15 protein-coding genes are annotated in these 18,150 nt (G+C 69.8%); 8 read left to right on the top strand and 7 right to left on the bottom strand.

Annotated elements, in window-relative coordinates; all coding sequences use genetic code 11:
- The first annotated feature begins 142 nt into the window (after window positions 1-142).
- The 3 genes from FZO89_RS18050 to FZO89_RS18060 all read left to right on the top strand — a co-directional run bounded on the left by FZO89_RS18050 (window position 143) and on the right by FZO89_RS18060 (window position 5,804).
- Window positions 143-2,497, top strand: coding sequence for a DUF1631 family protein (locus tag FZO89_RS18050; RefSeq protein ID WP_187471250.1), 2,355 nt, complete (start codon window positions 143-145; stop codon window positions 2,495-2,497).
- 118 nt (window positions 2,498-2,615) lie between these two features.
- Window positions 2,616-4,643 carry a DUF1631 family protein gene (locus FZO89_RS18055; RefSeq protein ID WP_187471251.1) on the top strand — a complete coding sequence of 676 codons (2,028 nt, stop codon included), beginning with the start codon at window positions 2,616-2,618 and terminating at the stop codon, window positions 4,641-4,643.
- A gap of 63 nt (window positions 4,644-4,706) precedes the next feature.
- Window positions 4,707-5,804: an NAD(P) transhydrogenase subunit alpha gene (locus FZO89_RS18060; RefSeq protein WP_149104850.1), complete on the top strand. Its 1,098-nt coding sequence runs from the start codon at window positions 4,707-4,709 to the stop codon at window positions 5,802-5,804.
- Between the two features lie 45 nt (window positions 5,805-5,849).
- Here FZO89_RS18060 and FZO89_RS18065 read toward each other — a convergent pair whose 3' ends face one another.
- From FZO89_RS18065 to FZO89_RS18075, 3 genes are read right to left on the bottom strand one after another with little or no spacing between them, the layout of a single operon-like run.
- A complete protein-coding gene (locus tag FZO89_RS18065; protein WP_149104851.1) occupies window positions 5,850-6,293 on the bottom strand; it encodes a DUF3106 domain-containing protein in 444 nt (147 codons plus the stop codon).
- Between the two features lie 3 nt (window positions 6,294-6,296).
- Entirely contained in the window at window positions 6,297-6,674 is a 378-nt protein-coding gene (locus FZO89_RS18070; protein ID WP_149104852.1) for a hypothetical protein, read from the bottom strand.
- Complete coding sequence (locus tag FZO89_RS18075; protein ID WP_187471252.1) at window positions 6,671-7,288, bottom strand: RNA polymerase sigma factor; 618 nt, start codon at window positions 7,286-7,288, stop codon at window positions 6,671-6,673. The genes FZO89_RS18070 and FZO89_RS18075 overlap by 4 nt, the downstream gene beginning before the upstream one ends.
- Window positions 7,289-7,436: 148 nt before the next feature.
- On the opposite strand from FZO89_RS18075, the gene FZO89_RS18080 reads away from it, so the two are divergent.
- Both FZO89_RS18080 and FZO89_RS18085 read left to right on the top strand, forming a co-directional pair.
- Window positions 7,437-7,751, top strand: coding sequence for an NAD(P) transhydrogenase subunit alpha part 2 (locus FZO89_RS18080; RefSeq protein WP_149104854.1), 315 nt, complete (start codon window positions 7,437-7,439; stop codon window positions 7,749-7,751).
- Window positions 7,748-9,148, top strand: a complete 1,401-nt coding sequence (locus tag FZO89_RS18085; RefSeq protein WP_149104855.1) for an NAD(P)(+) transhydrogenase (Re/Si-specific) subunit beta — start codon at window positions 7,748-7,750, stop codon at window positions 9,146-9,148. The genes FZO89_RS18080 and FZO89_RS18085 overlap by 4 nt, the downstream gene beginning before the upstream one ends.
- A 51-nt stretch (window positions 9,149-9,199) precedes the next feature.
- On the opposite strand, the gene FZO89_RS18090 is transcribed toward FZO89_RS18085, so the two are convergent.
- A complete protein-coding gene (locus FZO89_RS18090; RefSeq protein WP_187471253.1) occupies window positions 9,200-10,072 on the bottom strand; it encodes a helix-turn-helix domain-containing protein in 873 nt (290 codons plus the stop codon).
- 666 nt (window positions 10,073-10,738) lie between these two features.
- Window positions 10,739-13,663 carry a TonB-dependent receptor plug domain-containing protein gene (locus FZO89_RS18095; RefSeq protein ID WP_149104857.1) on the bottom strand — a complete coding sequence of 975 codons (2,925 nt, stop codon included), beginning with the start codon at window positions 13,661-13,663 and terminating at the stop codon, window positions 10,739-10,741.
- A 266-nt stretch (window positions 13,664-13,929) separates the two neighbouring features.
- On the opposite strand from FZO89_RS18095, the gene FZO89_RS18100 reads away from it, so the two are divergent.
- Window positions 13,930-14,730, top strand: coding sequence for a DUF1223 domain-containing protein (locus FZO89_RS18100; RefSeq protein WP_149104858.1), 801 nt, complete (start codon window positions 13,930-13,932; stop codon window positions 14,728-14,730).
- A gap of 174 nt (window positions 14,731-14,904) precedes the next feature.
- On the opposite strand, the gene FZO89_RS18105 is transcribed toward FZO89_RS18100, so the two are convergent.
- Window positions 14,905-15,405 carry a hypothetical protein gene (locus tag FZO89_RS18105; RefSeq protein WP_149104859.1) on the bottom strand — a complete coding sequence of 167 codons (501 nt, stop codon included), beginning with the start codon at window positions 15,403-15,405 and terminating at the stop codon, window positions 14,905-14,907.
- A gap of 200 nt (window positions 15,406-15,605) precedes the next feature.
- Here FZO89_RS18105 and pdxR point away from each other — a divergent pair, with 200 nt between their 5' ends.
- Window positions 15,606-17,078, top strand: a complete 1,473-nt coding sequence (gene pdxR, locus FZO89_RS18110; RefSeq protein WP_149104860.1) for a MocR-like pyridoxine biosynthesis transcription factor PdxR — start codon at window positions 15,606-15,608, stop codon at window positions 17,076-17,078.
- A gap of 7 nt (window positions 17,079-17,085) precedes the next feature.
- Here pdxR and FZO89_RS18115 read toward each other — a convergent pair whose 3' ends face one another.
- Window positions 17,086-17,499 carry a hypothetical protein gene (locus FZO89_RS18115; RefSeq protein WP_149104861.1) on the bottom strand — a complete coding sequence of 138 codons (414 nt, stop codon included), beginning with the start codon at window positions 17,497-17,499 and terminating at the stop codon, window positions 17,086-17,088.
- Between the two features lie 97 nt (window positions 17,500-17,596).
- On the opposite strand from FZO89_RS18115, the gene sufT reads away from it, so the two are divergent.
- Window positions 17,597-18,148 carry a putative Fe-S cluster assembly protein SufT gene (gene sufT, locus FZO89_RS18120; RefSeq protein ID WP_149104862.1) on the top strand — a complete coding sequence of 184 codons (552 nt, stop codon included), beginning with the start codon at window positions 17,597-17,599 and terminating at the stop codon, window positions 18,146-18,148.
- Window positions 18,149-18,150 lie beyond the last annotated feature (2 nt).

The raw sequence follows: 18,150 nt of genomic DNA on the forward strand, positions 1-18,150 counted from the left end.
TGCAGTCACAGACGTATGGCCCGGTTACCCTGAATCATGTGATGGCGATTCAACCTTGCGCATTGTCCCCCAAATGACCCCACGTGCCGTTCCGACAGGTTTGCCGGCGGGCCGGGCAGCCGCCCTGCACGCGCCCGCACGCGTGCTCGAGACCCTGAAGCACGACGCGGTCACCGAACTCGGCGGCGTGCTCTCGGGCTTCTGGAGCGGAATCGAGGAACAGGTGCGGCTGGCCGCGCTGGCCGGGCACGACTACGTCGCCGTGCAGGAGGACCGGGTCGCGGTGATGGCGCTCAGCCATCGCGCGCTGGAGCTGGCCACGCGCTTCCGCGAGTCGATCGAAAAGGAGTTCGCGCGCTGGGAGCATGCGTCCGACTCGCCGCAGCGCGAGCGCTCGCTGACCCTGATGTCGGAGTCGGAGCTGGAGATCCACCTCGCCGGCCAGCAGATCACCGAACTGCTCGACCACCAGTTCCTGCATCCGCTGGCCCAGCTCGACGAGCGCCTGCGTCAGCTGTCGACCGCGCTCGGCGTCGCCCGGCAGCGGCCGAACCCGCTGCGGCCGGAGGTGCCGGTGACCGCGTTCGTCGCGCTGTTCGATGCCGACGACCTCACACCCGGGCTGCGCTCGATGGTGTTCCAGCAGTTCGACAAGCGCCTGCCCAAGGTGCTGGGCGAACTCTACGAGAAGGCGAACAAGACCCTGGATGCGGCGGCGTTCAGCGCGAACGCGCCCGGACGCGTATCCGCCGGCGGCGGGTCGCGGGCTGGGCGGGCGCCGGCGGCCCACGAGACCCAGTCCGATGGCGAATGGGTGCCCGATGGCGGCATGGTCCCGCACCTGGAGGGCGCGTCCACGAGCGCGTCTCCCGCGCACGGCGGTGGCCATCCTGCGGGCGGCGCCGCGGAGCAGGCGGCTGCGGCAGGCGGGGAAGCGGCCGCGACCGGCCGGGTCCGCGAACAGGTGCTGGCCGAGGCGCTCGCGTCCGGAAAGCCGCTGCGCTACCGCGACCTGGTCCGCGACCAGCTGCGCGCCTGGCGCGAGCGCGCACCGGGCGGCGTCGAGCGTGATGACGGGCCGGCATCCGCATCGGCGCAGGCCATGGCGGCGAACGAGGGCATCCCCGCGGGCGGCCACGTGCTCGACACGACCGAACTGCTCAACCTGGCATCGCTGCTGCAGGGCGACGACCCGGAGCCGTTCGAGAAGGTCCTGGCCGGCGAGGACGGGCGGCCGCTTGCCGACGTGCTGCGCCATGCCCTGCTCAGCGGCGTGCGCCAGATCGGGTTCGATCCGGCCCATACCCACTTCAGCGGCGACGAGGAGGATGCGATCGACCTGGTCGGCATCCTGTTCCAGTCGCTGTTCGACGCCAACGACCTGGTCGGCGATGCGCGCCAGCTCTACGGCAAGCTGGTCGTGCCCTACCTCAAGGTCGCGCTGACCGACGATTCGCTGTTCAACCGCCGCAGCCATCCCGCGCGCCGGTTGCTGGACGCGGTCACCGAGGCCTGCGACGGCAACGAGGGCAAGACCCCGCAGGACCAGGAGACGCTCAACCAGGCCGGGCACGCGGTCGATCGCGTGGTCGGCGAGTTCCAGGACGACCAGGCGATCTTCGAGCTGGCCGCAGCCGAGTTGCGCGACCACCTCGACCAGCAGCGCCGCCGCGCGGAGCTGACCGAGAAGCGTGCCGCCGAGGCGATCCACGGGCGCGAGCGGCTGCAGCAGGCCCGCCGCAGCGCCGCCGACCTGGTCGCGTCGCGGCTTTCGGGCCGCGCGATGACCGCCGCGGTCGCGCATTTCCTCGACCGCCACTGGCGCCACCATCTCACCCAGACCTGGCTGCGCGACGGTCCCGATTCTCCGCGCCACCTCGCCGCCGTCAACGTCGGCGATGCGATGGTGCAGGTCGATGCCGATGCCGCCGAGGTCCGCGGCGCGGTGGTCGCCAAGCAGTTGCTGGCACTGCAGGTGCCGCTCGGCGAGTGCTACGCCAGTTGCGGCATGGAGGCCACCGCCGCCCGCGACGCGATGGCGAGAATCATTTCGGCGCTGGCGCTGCCGGATACGGCGCGTACCGTGCACCAGCCGCAGCTCGACGAGGCCACCGACCCGGCCGACCCGGCGGACGACGGCGTGCTGCGCGTGGCCGGCGGCAGCGCGCAACTGGCGTTCGATCCGGCGATCGCGGCGCGCATGCGGCGCCTGCGCGTCGGCCAGGGGCTGCGCCTGGTGGACCAGGACGGCCACGAAAGCGCCGGCCGCATCGCCTGGATCAGCCCGCTGACCGGCCGCTTCCTGATCGTCAACCGCCGTGGCGTGCGCAAGACCGTGGTCTCGCCCGAGGAACTGGCGGTGATGGTGGCCGAGGGCCGCGCCCAGGTGCGCTCGGTCGACGCCCCCTTCGACGAGGCGATGAAGCAGCTCTGGCAGCGGCTCAACGCCAATGCCGCGGCGTTCGACCCCACCGCCCCCACCCGCGCCGCTTCCTGAACCGTTCGGCGGGACCATGGCCCGCGGTGCGGGTCTTCGATCTTCGTGAACGAGGCGTGCGCACTCCGTGACCGTCGCGCCACTATCCTATCGGGATTGCGGGTTCGCGGGATCGAGGGTGAACGAACGTCAGGTTGCGGCAGGCACGCGGGCGCCAGCGGAGGTGCTGGCCGGGCTGCGCGCGGGATTCGGCGATCGCGTGGTGCCGTGGATGCGCGATGCGCTGCTCGCCACCCTTCAGGATCTCGATGCCAGGGCCGAAGCCGCCCCGCCTTCCCCGGCGCTGGTGGAGGACCGGGCCGACGTTTCGCTGCTGCTGCGGGAGGCGCTTGTCTACGAAGCGCGCTGGCAGGCGCAGATCGATGCGCTGCTGCAGGGGTGGCCGCGGATGCAGGCGATCGGCGGCGGCGAGCTCACGCTGATGGGCGAGAACGACCTGCGCGCGCAACTGGTCGGGGCGCCCGTGATCGACGCGCTCGAGCATCGCTTCGAGAACATCGTCGACCTGGTCGACCGCCGCCTGTACACGCTCGCCGCGCGGATGGGCAGCCATTCGCATCCGCGCAATCCGTTCGCCCCTCGCGCGCTTGCCGAAACCTTCCTGCGTGCGTTCACCGCGCTCGATGCGAGCGTGCGCGTGCATGCGCTGGTGCTGCGGCACTTCTCGAAGCTGGCTTCCGACCGACTGGCGGCGGTCTACCAGTGGTGCAACGGATACCTGGCCGACGCGGGTTGCGAACTGTCGTCCGGCCACGAGGGCGCGTTCCTCACCGGCCTGTCCGTCGCCGCGGGCCAGGCGGTGGCCACCCCCGACGGGGGCGCGGGGGCGCAGCGCGACCGCCTGCGCAGCCGCCTCGCGGAACGGCGCAAGGAGGCCGGGGAAGACGCTCCCCGGCGGATCCGCGAGGAGGAACTGCTCTCGCTGCTGTCCCTGCTCCGGTCCGAGCGCGAACCGGCGCCGGACCCGTCGGCCGACACCCAGTCGACGTCCGCACGCCTGCGCGCGGGACTGGACCGTACCGGCGTCGGCATCGGCATCGGGCTGGGCAGTGCGGCGCGCACGCCATGGCAGGATGCGACGATCGAGGTCGTCGGCCGGCTGGTGGACACCCTGGCGGAGCATGCCGCGCTGTCGGCGGAGCAGACGCGCGCGCTGCGGCGACTGTCGCTGCCGCTGCTGCGCTTCGCGCTGGAGGACGACGCCCTGTTCGAGCATGCCGAACGTCCTGTCCTGCGCGTGCTGTCGGCGATCGTGCGCCTGTGGGATGGCAATGCGCGACGCAGCGCGGTCGAACGCGACCTGCACCGGATCGCCGACGAGGCCGCCGCCGCGCTGATGCTCGACCAGGGTGCCAACGTGGCGCAGGCCGGGGCGCTGGCGGCGCGGATCGAAGCGGAGGTCGAACCGGTCCGGCGACGGGCCGAAGCGGCATCGACGCGGCTGTGGCAGTCCATGCAGGGACGCGAGCGCCTGGAGGCCGCGCGCGCCGAGGCGGACCGCGAACTCGCCCAGGTGTACGCCTCGGCCCCGCTTCCGGCGACGCTGGCGGAATTCCTGGCACGCCACTGGCGGCAATGGCTGGTGCAACTGTGGCTGAGGGACGGGAGCGATTCCGTCCGCTACCGCGAAGCGGCGGCACTGGGCAGGGCGCTGGTCGCCCTGGACGAAGAGTCCGACGGGCGTGCCCTAGCGGGCCGTCTGCTGCAGCTAGAACCGGCGCTGCGCGAATGCCTGGCCATCAGCGGCCTGCACGACGATGCCGCGACCCTCGAACTGTCGAAGCTGGTCGCCGAGTACGCCGATCCCGACGTCCCGGTCGCCAACTCCACGTACACGCCGCTGGCCAGCGGAAGCGACCCGGTCGTGTACGGGGCGCCGGTGGACGGCTTCGCGATCGGCGACCGCTTCGCGCGCGTGCTCGACGATGGTGCGCAGCAGGCGCTGACCCTGGCCTGGCTGAGTCCGCTGAGCGGCACTGCGCTGCTGGTCGACGTCCAGGGCGCGCGGCAGGCGGTGGTGGATGCGGCGTCGCTGCGCACGCGGGTCGAGCAGGGGGAGTGGCGGCGCTTGCCGGCCGGCGATCCGGTGGAACACGCGCTCGCGCTCATCGCCACCGCCGTGGCCATGGGCGACGCCGTCGCCTGAGCCGCATCGCGCCTGCCGCGCCGATTCGCTAGGATGGCGCGGACTGTCGCGGGGAGCGGATGCATGGCGGTGACCATCGGGGTGGCGCGCGAACACGCACCGGGCGAGCGTCGCGTCGCGCTGACGCCGGAAACGGCGAAGAAGCTGGTGGCCGCGGGCGCGCGCGTATGCGTGCAGCGCGGGCTGGGCGGGTTGGCGCGCTTTCCCGACCAGGCCTACGCCGACGCCGGCGCCGAACTCGTCGACGGCGACGTGCTGGCCGGTGCCGACCTGGTGCTGTGCGTGCAGTCGCCGCCCGCCGCGGCGATCGCCGGGATGAAACCGGGCGCGGTGCTGGTCGGTGCGCTGCAGCCGCAGGCCGACGAGGCGCGGGCGGAGGCGATCCGTTCGGGTGGCATCGTCGCGTTCCCGCTCGAGCGCCTGCCGCGCACCACCCGCGCCCAGGCGATGGACATCCTGAGCTCGCAGGCGGGCATGGCCGGCTACAAGGCGGTGCTGATCGCAGCGCAGCTCGCGCCGCGTTTCTTCCCGATGCTCACCACGGCCGCGGGCACGATCCGGCCGTCGAAGGTGCTGATCGTGGGCGCGGGCGTCGCCGGCCTGCAGGCCGTGGCCACGGCGCGCCGCCTGGGCGCGCAGGTGGAATGCTTCGACGTGCGCCCGGAAACGCGCGAGCAGATCGAATCGCTCGGTGGCAGGTTCCTCGACCTCGGGGTCAGCGCCGCGGGCGAGGGCGGTTACGCACGCCAGCTCACCGACGAGGAGCGCGCGCTGCAGCAGCGCAGGCTCGCCGAGCACCTCAAGGGCATCGATGTCATCGTCTGCACCGCCGCGGTGCCGGGCCGGCCGGCGCCGAAGATCATCAGCGCGGCGATGGTGGAGGGCATGAAGCCCGGCAGCGTGGTGGTCGACCTCGCCGCGGAGACCGGCGGCAACTGCGAGCTCACCGAGCGCGGGCAGACCATCGAGACCGGCAACGGCGTGACCGTCGCCGGACCGCTCGATCTCGCCAGCATGGGGGCGCTGCACGCCAGCGAGATGTTCGCGCGCAATCTCTACAACTTCGTATCGCTGTTGCTGCGCGAAGGCACGCTCGCGTTCGACTGGAACGACGAACTGCTGGCGAAGACGGTGTGGCCGGAGCGCGAACCGGCGACCTGACCCGCAGCGCCTGCGGCGATCGCCGGGACCGGCCCCGGCATCGCCTCAGGGCGAGCGCGGCTGTGGCGGATCCCCGGGCGGATGCGCCTCCACCCAGGCCTTGCGCTGTTCCGGTGTCATCGCCTTCCAGCGCGCGATCATCGCCTTGCGCTCGGCCTCGGGCAGCCCGCGGGTGTGCTCGAACAGCGCGCGCGCCTGTTCGCGCTTCTCCGGTGGCATGTCGCGCCAGCGCTTCATGCCGTGGCGAGCGTGCCTGCGCTGTTCGGGGGTCATGGCCTGCCAGCGCTGCGCATGCTCGAGCATGTGCTGGCGCTTGCCGGGCGGACTGTCGTTCCAGCGCTCGCGCACGGGGGCGAGCAGCAGTTCGCGCTGCGCGGGCGTGAGCTGTTCCCAGGACGGGAGCGGCGCGGCGGGCGCGGAAGACTGTGCGAACGCGGCCAGCGGGGCCGTGGCGAGGACGAGGACCAGCAGCAGGGTGCGGGACGACATGGCTTACTCCATCGCGAGCAGGTCGGCGTCGCCGGAGGCGAGCCAGACGTAGAAATCGGGATTCTGGTCGAGCTCGTCGAGCGCGCCCTCGATGCCGGTTGCATCGGCGGCGACCGCGACCGGCGATTCCACGGCGGCGGGTGGCGCGTCGCCGGAGAGATGCAGGCCGATGCCGAGGGCGCCTGCCACCACCATCAGAGACGCGAATGCCGCGGCGGGCAGCCGCCAGCGCGATCCGCGCGCGGGCGCGTCGGCCAGCGCCGCGTGGCGGCGGCGATGCAGCTGGGCCATGGTCGCGCCGGACACCTGCGACACCGCCTCGGCATAGCGGGCGCGAAGCGCCTGGTCGAGACGGTCCTGGTCGCGGTCGTCGTTGTTCATCGGAACTCCTCCAGTTGCTTCTGCAAGGCCTCGCGTGCGCGGAACAGGTGGGTTTTCACCGATCCCTCGCCGCAGCCCATGATCTTCGCGGTCGCCGCCACGTCCATGTCTTCCAGCACCCGCAGGGTGAAGGCCTCGCGCTGGCGCGCCGGCAGCGCGCGCAACGCCTGCGCCAGCCGGTGCCAGGCCTCGCGGCCGTCATGGGCGCGCGACGGGTCCGGCGTGGCCTCGTCGGCCCAGTCGATCTCCCCGCCCTCGGCATCGCGCGCATCGGTGAGCCACGACAGGCGGAACGTGCGCCGGCGCTGCACGTCGATGATCCGGCTGCGCAGCACCGACCAGAACAGCGGCGTCCACTCCTCCGCCGGACGATCGCGGTAACCGAGCATCTTCGCCATCGCGTCCTGGACCGCGTCCAGCGCGTCCTCGCGGTGGCGCAGGCCGAGCTCGGCGAAGCGGAACGCACGCGCCGAGATCCCGGCCAGGAACGCTTCCAGCGTCGGCGGGCGGGTCGGCCGCGGCGCGGCATCGGGGGCGTTGGCATCCACGGCCGCCAGCGTACCCGCTGTGCCGGACACGGGTGCCCGCGCGCCCTCGGCGCCGGCCAGCCTCATGTCGATTCCGCCGTCCATCCGCCTGGTCGCACCCGGAACTCCCGCAGTCCCCGACGTCAACGCCCGGCAGCGCCTGCGGTTGACCGCCGCTGGCACGGTTCAGCCCCGGTTATGATGCGGGTGTCCGCAGCGCAGCCGGGAGTGGGGGATGATCGACGGGTTCGTGGCCTTGTACATCTTCATGCTGGCGGCCATCGCCGGCCACGTGATCATCTCGCGGGTGCCGGTGATCCTGCACACGCCGCTGATGTCGGGCAGCAACTTCATCCACGGCATCGTGCTGATCGGGGCGATGGTGGTGCTGGGCCATGCCGACACCACGCTGGAGAAGGCGATCGGCTTCGTCGCGGTGCTGATGGGCGCGGGCAACGCCGCCGGCGGCTACGTGGTGACCGAGCGGATGCTGGAGATGTTCAAGTCGTCCCGGCCGGCCCCGTCGAAGCAGGCGGAGCCCGGCGCATGAGCGGCGCCGGCATCCTCGACCTGCTGGTCAAGACCAGCTACCTGGTCGCGGCCACGCTGTTCCTGCTGGGCCTGCAGCGCATGGCCTCGCCGAAGACCGCGCGCAGCGGCATCCGCTGGGCCGGGCTGGGCATGGTGATCGCCACTCTCGCCACCTTCTTCCTGCCCGACCTGCACAACATCCCGCTGATCCTCGCCGCGACCGCGATCGGTACGGCGATCGCCTGGATTTCCGGAAAGCGCGTGGCGATCACCGACATGCCGCAGATGGTGGCGCTGTACAACGGCCTCGGCGGCGGTTCGGCGGCGGCCATCGGCGGCGTCGAGCTGCTGCGCTGGTCGGCGGCCGGACAGGCGGCCGGACCGGTGCCGCTGGTGCTGGCGGTGCTGGGCGGGCTGATCGGATCGGTGGCGCTTTCGGGTTCGGTCATCGCCTGGGCCAAGCTCGACGGGCGCATGGACAAGCGCTACGCGTTCCCGGGCATGCAGGCGTTCAACTTCCTGGTGTTCGCCGCGGCCATCGTGCTCGGCGCGCTGGTGGTGTGGTCGCTGGGCCTGCACTGGATCGTCGCGTTCTTCCTGGTGGCGCTGGCGCTGGGCGTGCTGATGACGCTGCCGATCGGCGGCGCCGACATGCCGGTGGTGATCTCGCTGTACAACGCGCTCACCGGACTTGCGGTGGCGTTCGAAGGCTATGTGCTGGGCAACGAGGCGCTGATCATCGCCGGCATGATGGTCGGCGCCGCCGGCATCCTGCTGACGCGCCTGATGGCCAAGGCGATGAACCGCTCGATCAAGAGCGTGCTGTTCTCCAACTTCGGCGGTGGCGGGGCATCGGCCGCCGAGATCAGCGGTTCGCAGAAACCCATCGAAGCCGCCGACGTCGCGGCGATGATGGCCTTCGCCGAACGCGTGGTGATCGTCCCCGGCTACGGCATGGCCGTGGCCCAGGCGCAGCACAAGATCTGGGAGCTGACCCAGCGGCTGATCGAGCGCGGGGTCAAGGTGAAGTTCGCGATCCACCCGGTCGCCGGGCGCATGCCGGGGCACATGAACGTGCTGCTGGCCGAGGCCGGCGTGCCCTACGACCTGATCGCCGATATGGACGACATCAACCCGGAGTTCGCCAACACCGACGTCTCGCTCGTGATCGGCGCGAACGACGTGGTCAACCCGGTGGCGAAGACCGATCCGGCCAGCCCGATCTACGGCATGCCGATCCTCGACGTGGTGAACTCGAAGAACACGATCGTGATCAAGCGCGGCAAGGGGACGGGGTTCGCCGGGATCGAGAATGCGCTGTTCTACGCCGACAACACGCGCATGTTGTACGGCGACGGCAGCGAGATGGCGAATGCGCTGGTGAGCGAACTCAAGGCGCTCGACGGCGGGCATTGAGTCCACATTCGAGTACCTGGTCCTTGCTCACGGCCGCGAGGCGCGCACGGGTCAGGCGGCGAGGCTGCGTTCCTGCTGGCGCCGCGCCTGGCCGGTGGTGGTGCCGTAGGCGTTCTTGAATGCCCGGCAGAACGCGCTCTGGCTCTCGAAGCCCAGCATCCCGGTGATCTCGCAGACCGGCATGTCGGTTTCGACGACGAGCCGCCATGCACGCTCCAGGCGCAGGCGCGAGACGTGCTCGGATGGCGTTTCCCCGAACACGCTGCGATAGCTGCGGATCAGGTGGCAGGGCGAGTAGCTGGCGCTGGCGGCGAGGTAGGCCAGGTCCAGGCGCCGGTCGTCGTGCTTGTGGATCAGGTGCCGTACCCGTAGCAGCCGCAGCAGGGTCTGCTGGCGACGCTGCAGCGTCCGTCCGCTGCAGCGGCCCAGCAGGGGGAACAGGGACTTCTGGTGTTCGATGATCGCCGCCCCCAGCATGTCCGCGGCGGTTTCCGCACCGCTCGCGTCCGCGCCGCCGTCGCCTGCGCGCCGCGCAAGCTGCACGATCGGGCGACGCAGTTCCCGAGGACATGCGCCCTCCCACGGGAAGACCTCCACGACGGGCTCGCCGGGGCGCGGGAGCAGGTGCCTGGCCCATGCGGCCGGGCTCCCGCAGACCGCCAGCCACCAGCCATTCTTGCGGCTGGACGCCTGGACACCGTCCTCGCGGCAGATCAGCAGCTCGCCCTGCTTCAGGAGCCAGCGGCATTGCGCGGTCTGCATCTCCAGCTCTCCGGCCAGCGGCAGCCAGACGGTGATCCACCTGGCGGGCGCGTTCACGCGCAGGTTGCGCCCGTTCGCATGCAGTACGTGCAGGGTCTGCGCGCGCTCCTGGGGGAGTTCGAGCAGCGTGTTCGAGTGAGGGTTGTGGAGGATGGGGGACATTGCGAATCGGGAAGGGAGACTTCTCGGCGGTGCTGACAGGTTGCAGCGTGCGAGTCGTGGCGCAAGCGGGTTGTGAGCAAAGATACGGATCGCGTGATCAACGACCCCGACGACGTGTCGAACGCCCGGTGATTCCTCGAGGTGCACATGTTCGGACCGTATCCGGCACATCGTCGGCGCTCTGTCAGACTAGCGCTCGCAGGGGCTCCGCAAAGCGCCAGTTCTTGCGTTGTGGGAGGGGCCAATTGCGCTGGAAGAGAGCTGGACGCATTGGTTCACGCGACCGAACGCCGGTGGCCGAACGCAGCGACCAGGCAAGCACGCGGGTGCGCAAGCGGGGCGTGGGGCTGCGTCGGCGTGGGAAAGACGTGGCGCGACCACGCACATGTCCGCAGCGCCCGGTTATCGATGCAGTGCCTCTTGCCCCGCAAGGGGTTCGACCAGGTTGCCTGATGCCATCCACGAGACCCTGGCGTATGGCGAGGTTGCATCATGCGATCGCCGGCCGACGATCGGGGTCGGGAACGCATGGCGCCCGAACGCTCGCAAGATGAGGCGGTTTCCGGTCCGGCAGCGGAAGCGCATTCGGCAGGAGAGCCCGACACCTTGCGTGGCGACTCCCAGGGCCCCCGTCGCGTGAGACGGGGGCCCCCGGAAGCACCGGGCTCAGAACCGGAAGGTCACTCCCATGGTGTAGTAGCGGCCGATCGAGTCGTAGAACGTGGGGAACGTGTTGCCGCTGTTTTCGGACGTGGTGCCCGTGTCTGCGCCGATGATGGGAGGCTTCCTGTCGGTCAGGTTGTTCACCGCCAGGCTGATCTCGCCATTGAACGGTGCCTTGTACTTCATCGCGAGGTCCAGGTAGTTGGCCGACGGGATGTGCCTGAATGCTTCGAGGATGGGCTCGGCGATCGGCTCGTAGTCGATTCCGCTCAGATGCCGCCACACGAGCGACAGCGCCACGTCGTCGATGCTCCAGGTGGCGCGGAACGCGGACTTCAGCTCGTGACTCGGCGTGCAGCTCTTGCTGTAGTAGCCGAGGCAGTCGCGCACGTCCGAGGCCGGGGTCGCCTGGAAGTCGTCGCTGAGGTATCTGGTGATGTCGACGCCAAGGTCGAGCGAGCCGTAGGACCCGGGCAGGTCGCGGGAATAGCGGAGGCCGAGATCGACGCCTTCCCGCTTGATCCTGCCCAGATTGGACGTGAGCAGTGCGATGCCCGGGGCCTCCGAGCCGTTGAAGGTACCGTTGGCCGGGGAACGGCCGATCAGTGCGCAGTCCTCGTTGAAGCCCAGGTCGGCGTTTGCCTCGCGGGAGTAGCAGCCCTCGATCACGTCGGCGACGCTCTTGGCCGAAACCGCTTCCTCGATCTCGATGTTCCAGTAGTCGATCGTGAGTGCGAGCGCGTTCGATGGCGTCCACACGAACCCGAGCGTCCGCGTGTCCGCGAGTTCGGGCGAGAGCGTCGGATTCCCGCCGATCAGGACGTTGATCTGGCCCGAGGACGGCTGTTCCACCGAGCCGATGAAGGGAACTGGCACGCCGGTCAGGCGGCACAGGTTGGACAGGGTGCCCGGGGTGTTGGCTTCCGCCAGGGTGATGGCGTTGCCGGCGCAGGGATCGGACGACAGGTTGTTCAGCGCGGTGAGTTGCGGGGTGAACAGCTCGGCGACGTTGGGGGCGCGGGTCGCGCGCTGGAACATGCCGCGGAAGCGAAGGCTGTCGACCGGTGCCCATTCCAGTCCGTATTTCCAGCTGCCATAGTCCGTACCCCCGCCTGCTCCGGGCTTGAAGTCGGACCGGCGGTAACCCAGCTCCAGCGACAGCTCGCTCGCGCCGGGTACCCCGCTGACCAGGGGAACGATGGCTTCCGCGAATCCTTCGAGCAGGCTGAAGCTGCCGTCCGTATCCGGTGAGGGCGCGCCCGTTCCCATCACCTCCCCGAGGATCTGCGAGGCTGCGTCCGAGCGCGTGGACGCGCGCATCTTGCGGTATTCCGCACCTGCGGCGAGGCCGATCGGATAGTCCGACCACGGACTCGTGAGCTCGCCGAGGTCGCCCGAGAATGTGAAGGCGGCGTTGTCCTGTTCCACATCCTGGGTCAGGTACGCATTGAGGTTGATGAAATCCACCATGTCCGGCGTGATGGAGCCTTCCTGTCCCCAGACGTTCAACGGCACGCACCCGTTGCTGCTGTCGACGCACTCGCTGGTGGTGAGTGCGTTCAGTGCCTGTCGCACCTTCGACAGCGAGCCCCAGTTCACCCGGGTCTGCAACTGGCTCGATTCCCCGTGCGACCAGAACGTGTCGTAGCGCCAGTGCTCGTTGAGGTCGCCACGCAGACCGACGGTGACCTGGAAGGTTTTGGTGTTGAAGTCGTTGATGCGCGGGCCGAACTCCTCGATGCGGCGGAAGACGCTCATCGGCACCAGCGTCGAACCCTGCGGGCCGGACACGCATTCCGCCGCCGCGATGCCGCGCACCTCGCAGACCTGCTGGCGCATCGCCTCCGGCATGTAGGGGTTGCCGATCGGAACGTCGATCACCTCGCCGAAGATCCCGGAAGCCGCGACATTGGAGTCGACCGCGGAACGGGTGTAACCCAGGTCGGCGTAGACTTCGGCGTGGTCGTTCAGCTCGAAACGCCCCAGCGCCGTCGCCTGGTAGCGGTCCATGCCCGTCTGGTAGTAATTCGCCGGGTTGTAGTTGTAGGGACTGAAGGTAGGCACCAGTGCCCCGGTCGCGGGATCGATCTGAAGACCGCTGATGCTGGAAATGTTCTCGGGGTCGACGCTGGCGACGGAGAAGCGGGCGGGGATCGCGGTGCCGGAGCCGCCCGGTTGGCCGGTTTCCGAGTCCAGCGCGAACACGCTCCAGGGGCGATCGCCCTGCAGGACCGGGTCGACCTTGGAATGGCTCAGGCTCAGGACCACGTTGCCGCGGCCCTCTTCGCTGTTGGCGCCGACGGTCAGTTCCATGCGCTGGCGGGCGCCATCGCCGTACTTCGACTGGCCGTAGGTCGAGGTGAACTCGGCACCTTCGAAATTGCGGCGCAGGATGAAATTGACGACGCCCGCCACCGCATCGGCCCCGTACACCACCGACGCACCGCCGGTCAGGACGTCGACGCTCTGCAGCAGCGAGAGCGGAATGGTGTTGGTATCGACGATGCTCGACAGGTTGAAGGGCACTGGCCGGCGGCCGTCCACCAGCACCAGCGTCCGGTTCGCACCGTCGATGTTGCCGCGCAGCCCGCGCAGGTCGAGCGTTGCCGCGCCGGCCGTTCCGTTGTTCATTCCCGGCCCCATGGCGGGTGTCATCGCCGGGATGTTCTTGATGAAGTCTTCGACGGCGACGGGCTGGGATGTCATGAACTCGTCCCGATCGACCGTGGTGACGGGACTGCTCGAGGTCACCCCGGGGATGGTGATGCGGCTGCCGGTGACGGTCACGGTGTCGAGCGTCGCCGGATCGGTCCGGGAGGCGGCTTCGTCGGCAACCTCCTGTGCGTGCGCGCCGGCTGAGGCCGCGCCAAGGCCGGCGACGATGGCGGTCACGATCGCATCGCGCAATCGATGGGTCTTCGGGGTCATCATTCTCTCCAGTCGGGATTCGCATCGGAAGGACATCGGGGTGCGTTCGAGTCGTACCCGCGACGGATCTGAATTTACGAACCCTTAACTCCGCGGGTTGCGCAGCGCGAGACCGGATCGATGTGCGCGATTCGCTGTTATGGGGTTGCCCGATGCCTGGCAGGGCAACGCACTCTCGAGGTCAAGGATTGTGCGCATCGCTGCACAAGGGGCGCGGCGTGTTTCGGCTAGGCTGACTGTTGCAGTTGCCCGAAAGGAGCGCAGGCGTGAAGCGCGCTGCCACGTTGTCGATGTTCCCGATGCTGCTGTCGCCGTTGCTGGCGTCGGCCACCGTGTGCACTACGGCGAGCGGGAGCAGGACCATTCCCCTCGTCGAGCTGTATACCTCGGAAGGGTGCAGCGACTGCCCGCCAGCGGATCGCTGGCTGTCGGAGATCGCGGTTCGAGAGGAAGGCGAGGCGAACTTCCTCGCGTTCCACGTCGACTACTGGGACGAGATCGGATGGCCGGACCGGTTCGCGAGCAGGCTGCACACGCAGCGTCAGCAGCTTCGCGTTTCCAGGGCCGGCGAGCGCGTCATCTACACGCCGCAGGTGATGGTCGGCGAAGAAGTCACGGTGAGCTGGCGAGGCGGGACTTCGACCGACGGCAACGTGAACCGCGTGCTGCAAGCCGCAAGGACCGGGGCGGCGCCTGTAACGCTGCGCATGAGCCATCGCATGGTCGGCAGGGAGGCGCAGGTCACCCTTGGCGTGGAGGGTCGCCTGCGTGATGGCGACGATGCGTGGGTTTGGCTCGCGGTCTACGAGGACGCACTGTTCAGCACGGTCCAGGCGGGCGAGAACGCAGGCAAGAGGTTGCGGCACGACCGGGTGGTGCGCGTGCTGCAGGGCCCGTGGAAATTCTCACGGGCGCGGTTGGCCCTGGACGTGCGGCTCGCGCTGCCGCAGGAACTGGACCCGGAGCGTGCGGGCCTGGTGGCGTTCGTCGAATCCGTGTCGAACGGAGCTCCGCTGCAATCACTCGGATCGCGGCTGACGGAGTGCGCCGGCACAGCGCAATCCTGAGCCCGGTTGCATCGGCAAGGGGCAGCGCGGTCGCGTTCTTCCAGGAGCCGGGCTTGCTGCAGCCATTCTGGGAGACGGCGTACCGTAGCGTCGTGAAGCCGTCATCGCCATCGCTGCAAGTCACCGATCCGGCGTCCGGAACGGAAGGGGAGTGATCGAACGTCGCCCGGGGGTCTACGCCGGACTTTCGCGCAACGCGCGTGCGGATGCGAGCGCACAGGGCAGCCCGACCAGCCACATGTGCGCGGCCAGGTGCGCGAGCTGGGTCCAGTGCCACTGCCACGTCCCGGTGCCGGCCGCCGAAAGCGGAACGATCACGAAGGTCATGGCCAGATACAGGGCGATGCCATAGACCGGTCCGAACAGAAGCGGGCGACGAGCGAGCGGTTTCATGCGCTTCGCGGCCTGGTAGTACACGGATGCCATGGCGATCGCGATGGCGTAGTGGCTTGCGGCGCCGAGCAGGGCGACGCCGGTGCCTCCGGCGAACGCGGTTTCGCGTCCCAGCCAGCCGGCCGCGATGCTGCGCATGATCCACCCGGGACCCAGGCCATGCAGCGCGTAGACCAGGGTGCAGATGTACGCCAGGTCGAGTGTGGCGGCGATGATTCCACCGGTGAGGACCAGGCCGGTCGGGTTGGTGGAAATCCGGGGGAGGATGCCGGGTGCGGACATGTCGCTTCCGGTGGAGGGATCCGGCTTATTGCAAGGCACCTGTCGGCCATCGGCGAGAACCTGTTCGCGCCGCGACGATGGAGCCAATCCGGACCGCCCATGGCGCAGCCGCCGCCGGGCGCCGCGGGAATTGGCGCAGGGAATGGCTCCATCTGATCGGGCCGTATTGGTACTATCAGGGGCCAATCACCCGCGCTCGAATGGAACCATTCCGGTCCGAAAAAGTGGTCGCCGTGGTGCTAGATGGTCAGGGGTCGCTGCACGCGCAGCTCACCCGTGCGCTCAGGGGAGGAATCCTGCAGGGACAGTTCCCGCCCGGCAGCCGGCTGCCGGCGACCCGCTGGCTGGCCTCCGAACTGGGCGTCTCGCGCAACACCGTGCTCGCGGCCTACGAGCAGCTTCGCGCCGAAGGTTTCGTCGACGGGCTGGTCGGCTCCGGTACCTACGTCGCGCCGCCGATGCACGATGGCCCGGCGCCGCCGCCGCCCCGGACCGACGCGCCGCCGCAGTCCGCGTATGCGCGACGCGCCCGCGCAACCTACGAGGGCAGCAGGATCCCCGGCCTGCGGATTCCGGGCATGCGCTTCTCCTTCCAGTACGGCGTGCCGCTGACCAATCCGGCCCTGACCACCGCGTGGGCGCGCGCGCTTTCGCGGGCCGCGAGGTATACGCGGCCGGATTATCCGGGTCGCCAGGGCCTGCCCGAGTTGCGGGAAGCGATCTGCGACTACCTGGCGCGGCGTCGTGGCATCCGGGCGTCGCCCGACGATGTGCTCGTCGTCGCCGGCACCCAACAGGCGCTGGCACTCACCGCGCGCGTGCTGCTGGATCCCGGCGACGCCGCCGCGATCGAGGAACCGCATTACTTCGCCATCCGCATGGTGCTGGCGATCCACGGCGCGCGCGTGCGCACGGTGCCGGTGGACGCGCAGGGAATCCGGTGCGACGCGCTGCCCGTGCCGCCGGCGAGACTGGTCTGCGTCACGCCATCGCACCAGTTCCCCACCGGCTCGGTCATGTCCCTTGCGCGGCGCCTGCAACTGCTCGATTACGCGCGCCGCCACGACAGCTGGGTGTTCGAGGACGACTACGACGGCGAGTTCCGCTACGACAGCAAGCCGCTGGCGGCGCTGCGCTCGCTCGACGAACAGGGCAGGGTGGTCTATGTCGGCACCTTCTCCAAGGCGATCTTCCCGGCGCTGCGCATGGGGTATCTGCTGATGCCACCGGCGCTGCGCGCGGATTTCCTGGCCGCGAAATGGGCGGAGGACCTGGGTTCGCCGGCGATCGAGCAGGTCGCGCTGGCGAACTTCATGCGCGACGGGGGATTCGAGCGCCACCTGCGACGCACGGCCAAGACCCTGAAGGAACGGCGGGCGGCATTGATCGCCGGCCTGCAGGCCTGTGGGAGGGGACGGCTGGACATCGCCGACTCCCGGGCGGGCATGCATCTGGTGGTGTGGTTGCGTGGCCGCTCGCGTGCGGACGGCGAGACGCTGATCGCGCTGGCGCGCGGACGCGGACTGGGGCTCTATCCGATCGACCCGCTGTATGCCGATCCGCCGGATCGCGCCGGTCTGCTGATGGGTTATTGCGGGCTGTCGACGCGCGAGATCGGACAGGCGATGCAGGTGTTCGGCGCCTGCCTCGACGAGCTGTTCCCCGCCGGTTGAGCGGGCCTCAGCGCGAGGCGATGGCCGCCGCGACCAGGGCGGCCGCGATCCACGCCAGGTCGGCGGTGGAGTTCGACAGGCGCGCCAGCAGCAGTGCGAATCCCGAACCGAGCTTGAGCATCGATTCCCAGGGCAGCAGCCCCATGTGGGCGCCGAGCCAGGCCGCGACGATCCCCCAGTTCGCGACCAGGATGGCGAGAAGCGTCGACAGCACGCCGAGAACCGCGCGCGAAACACCCGGTCGCAGCCGGGTCAGGCGCACGATCAGCGCCGCGTCCGCGGCCGCGACCAGCGCCATCCAGCTGCTCTGCGCATCGAGCGCCATCGCCACCAGCACCCAGGCCGCGGCGACGCCGAGGCTGCCCAGCAGCAGCATCGCCATGGCGAAGGCGGACGAAGCGGGGCGGCGCGATGGCGTCATGCGGAAGGCTGCGTTGCGTGGGGCCGCTCAGGATACCGGGCGCGCGGCGATACAATGGGCGGCTTGCACCACGGGCCATCGTCCCCATCCACTTCCCATGTACTCCCGCAGCAGTGAGCCGGTGCGCTTCGAGCGCGATTGCGAGGCCGTCCTGGTCCCCCAGGGCGAGGGTGTGACCCTGCCTGCCGGCAGCGTCGGCTACATCACCCAGGCGCTGGGCGGCAGCTGGACGGTGTTCGTGGAAGGCAACCTGTTCCGGATCGCCGGCAAGGACGCCGACGCGATCGGCAAGGAACCGCCGGAGCCGCTGGCGCTGCCGGACGGCGCCGACGATGCCGCGGTCGAGCAGCTGGTGTGGAAGCAACTGCGGACCTGCTTCGACCCCGAAATCCCGATCAACGTGGTCGACCTGGGCCTGGTCTACGAGGCCGTGGTCCGGTCCCTCGCCCCCGGGCAGCGCGCGGTGGACGTGAAGATGACCCTGACCGCGCCCGGTTGCGGGATGGGCGAAATCCTGGTCGAGGACGTACGCAGCAAGCTCGAACTGATCCCCACCGTCGACGAAGCCGACGTCGAGCTCGTATTCGATCCGCCGTGGAACCGGATGATGATGTCCGAGGCCGCGCGCCTCGAAACCGGAATGCTGTAGAG

Source organism: Luteimonas viscosa (assembly GCF_008244685.1).
GTDB classification, from domain to species: domain Bacteria; phylum Pseudomonadota; class Gammaproteobacteria; order Xanthomonadales; family Xanthomonadaceae; genus Luteimonas; species Luteimonas viscosa.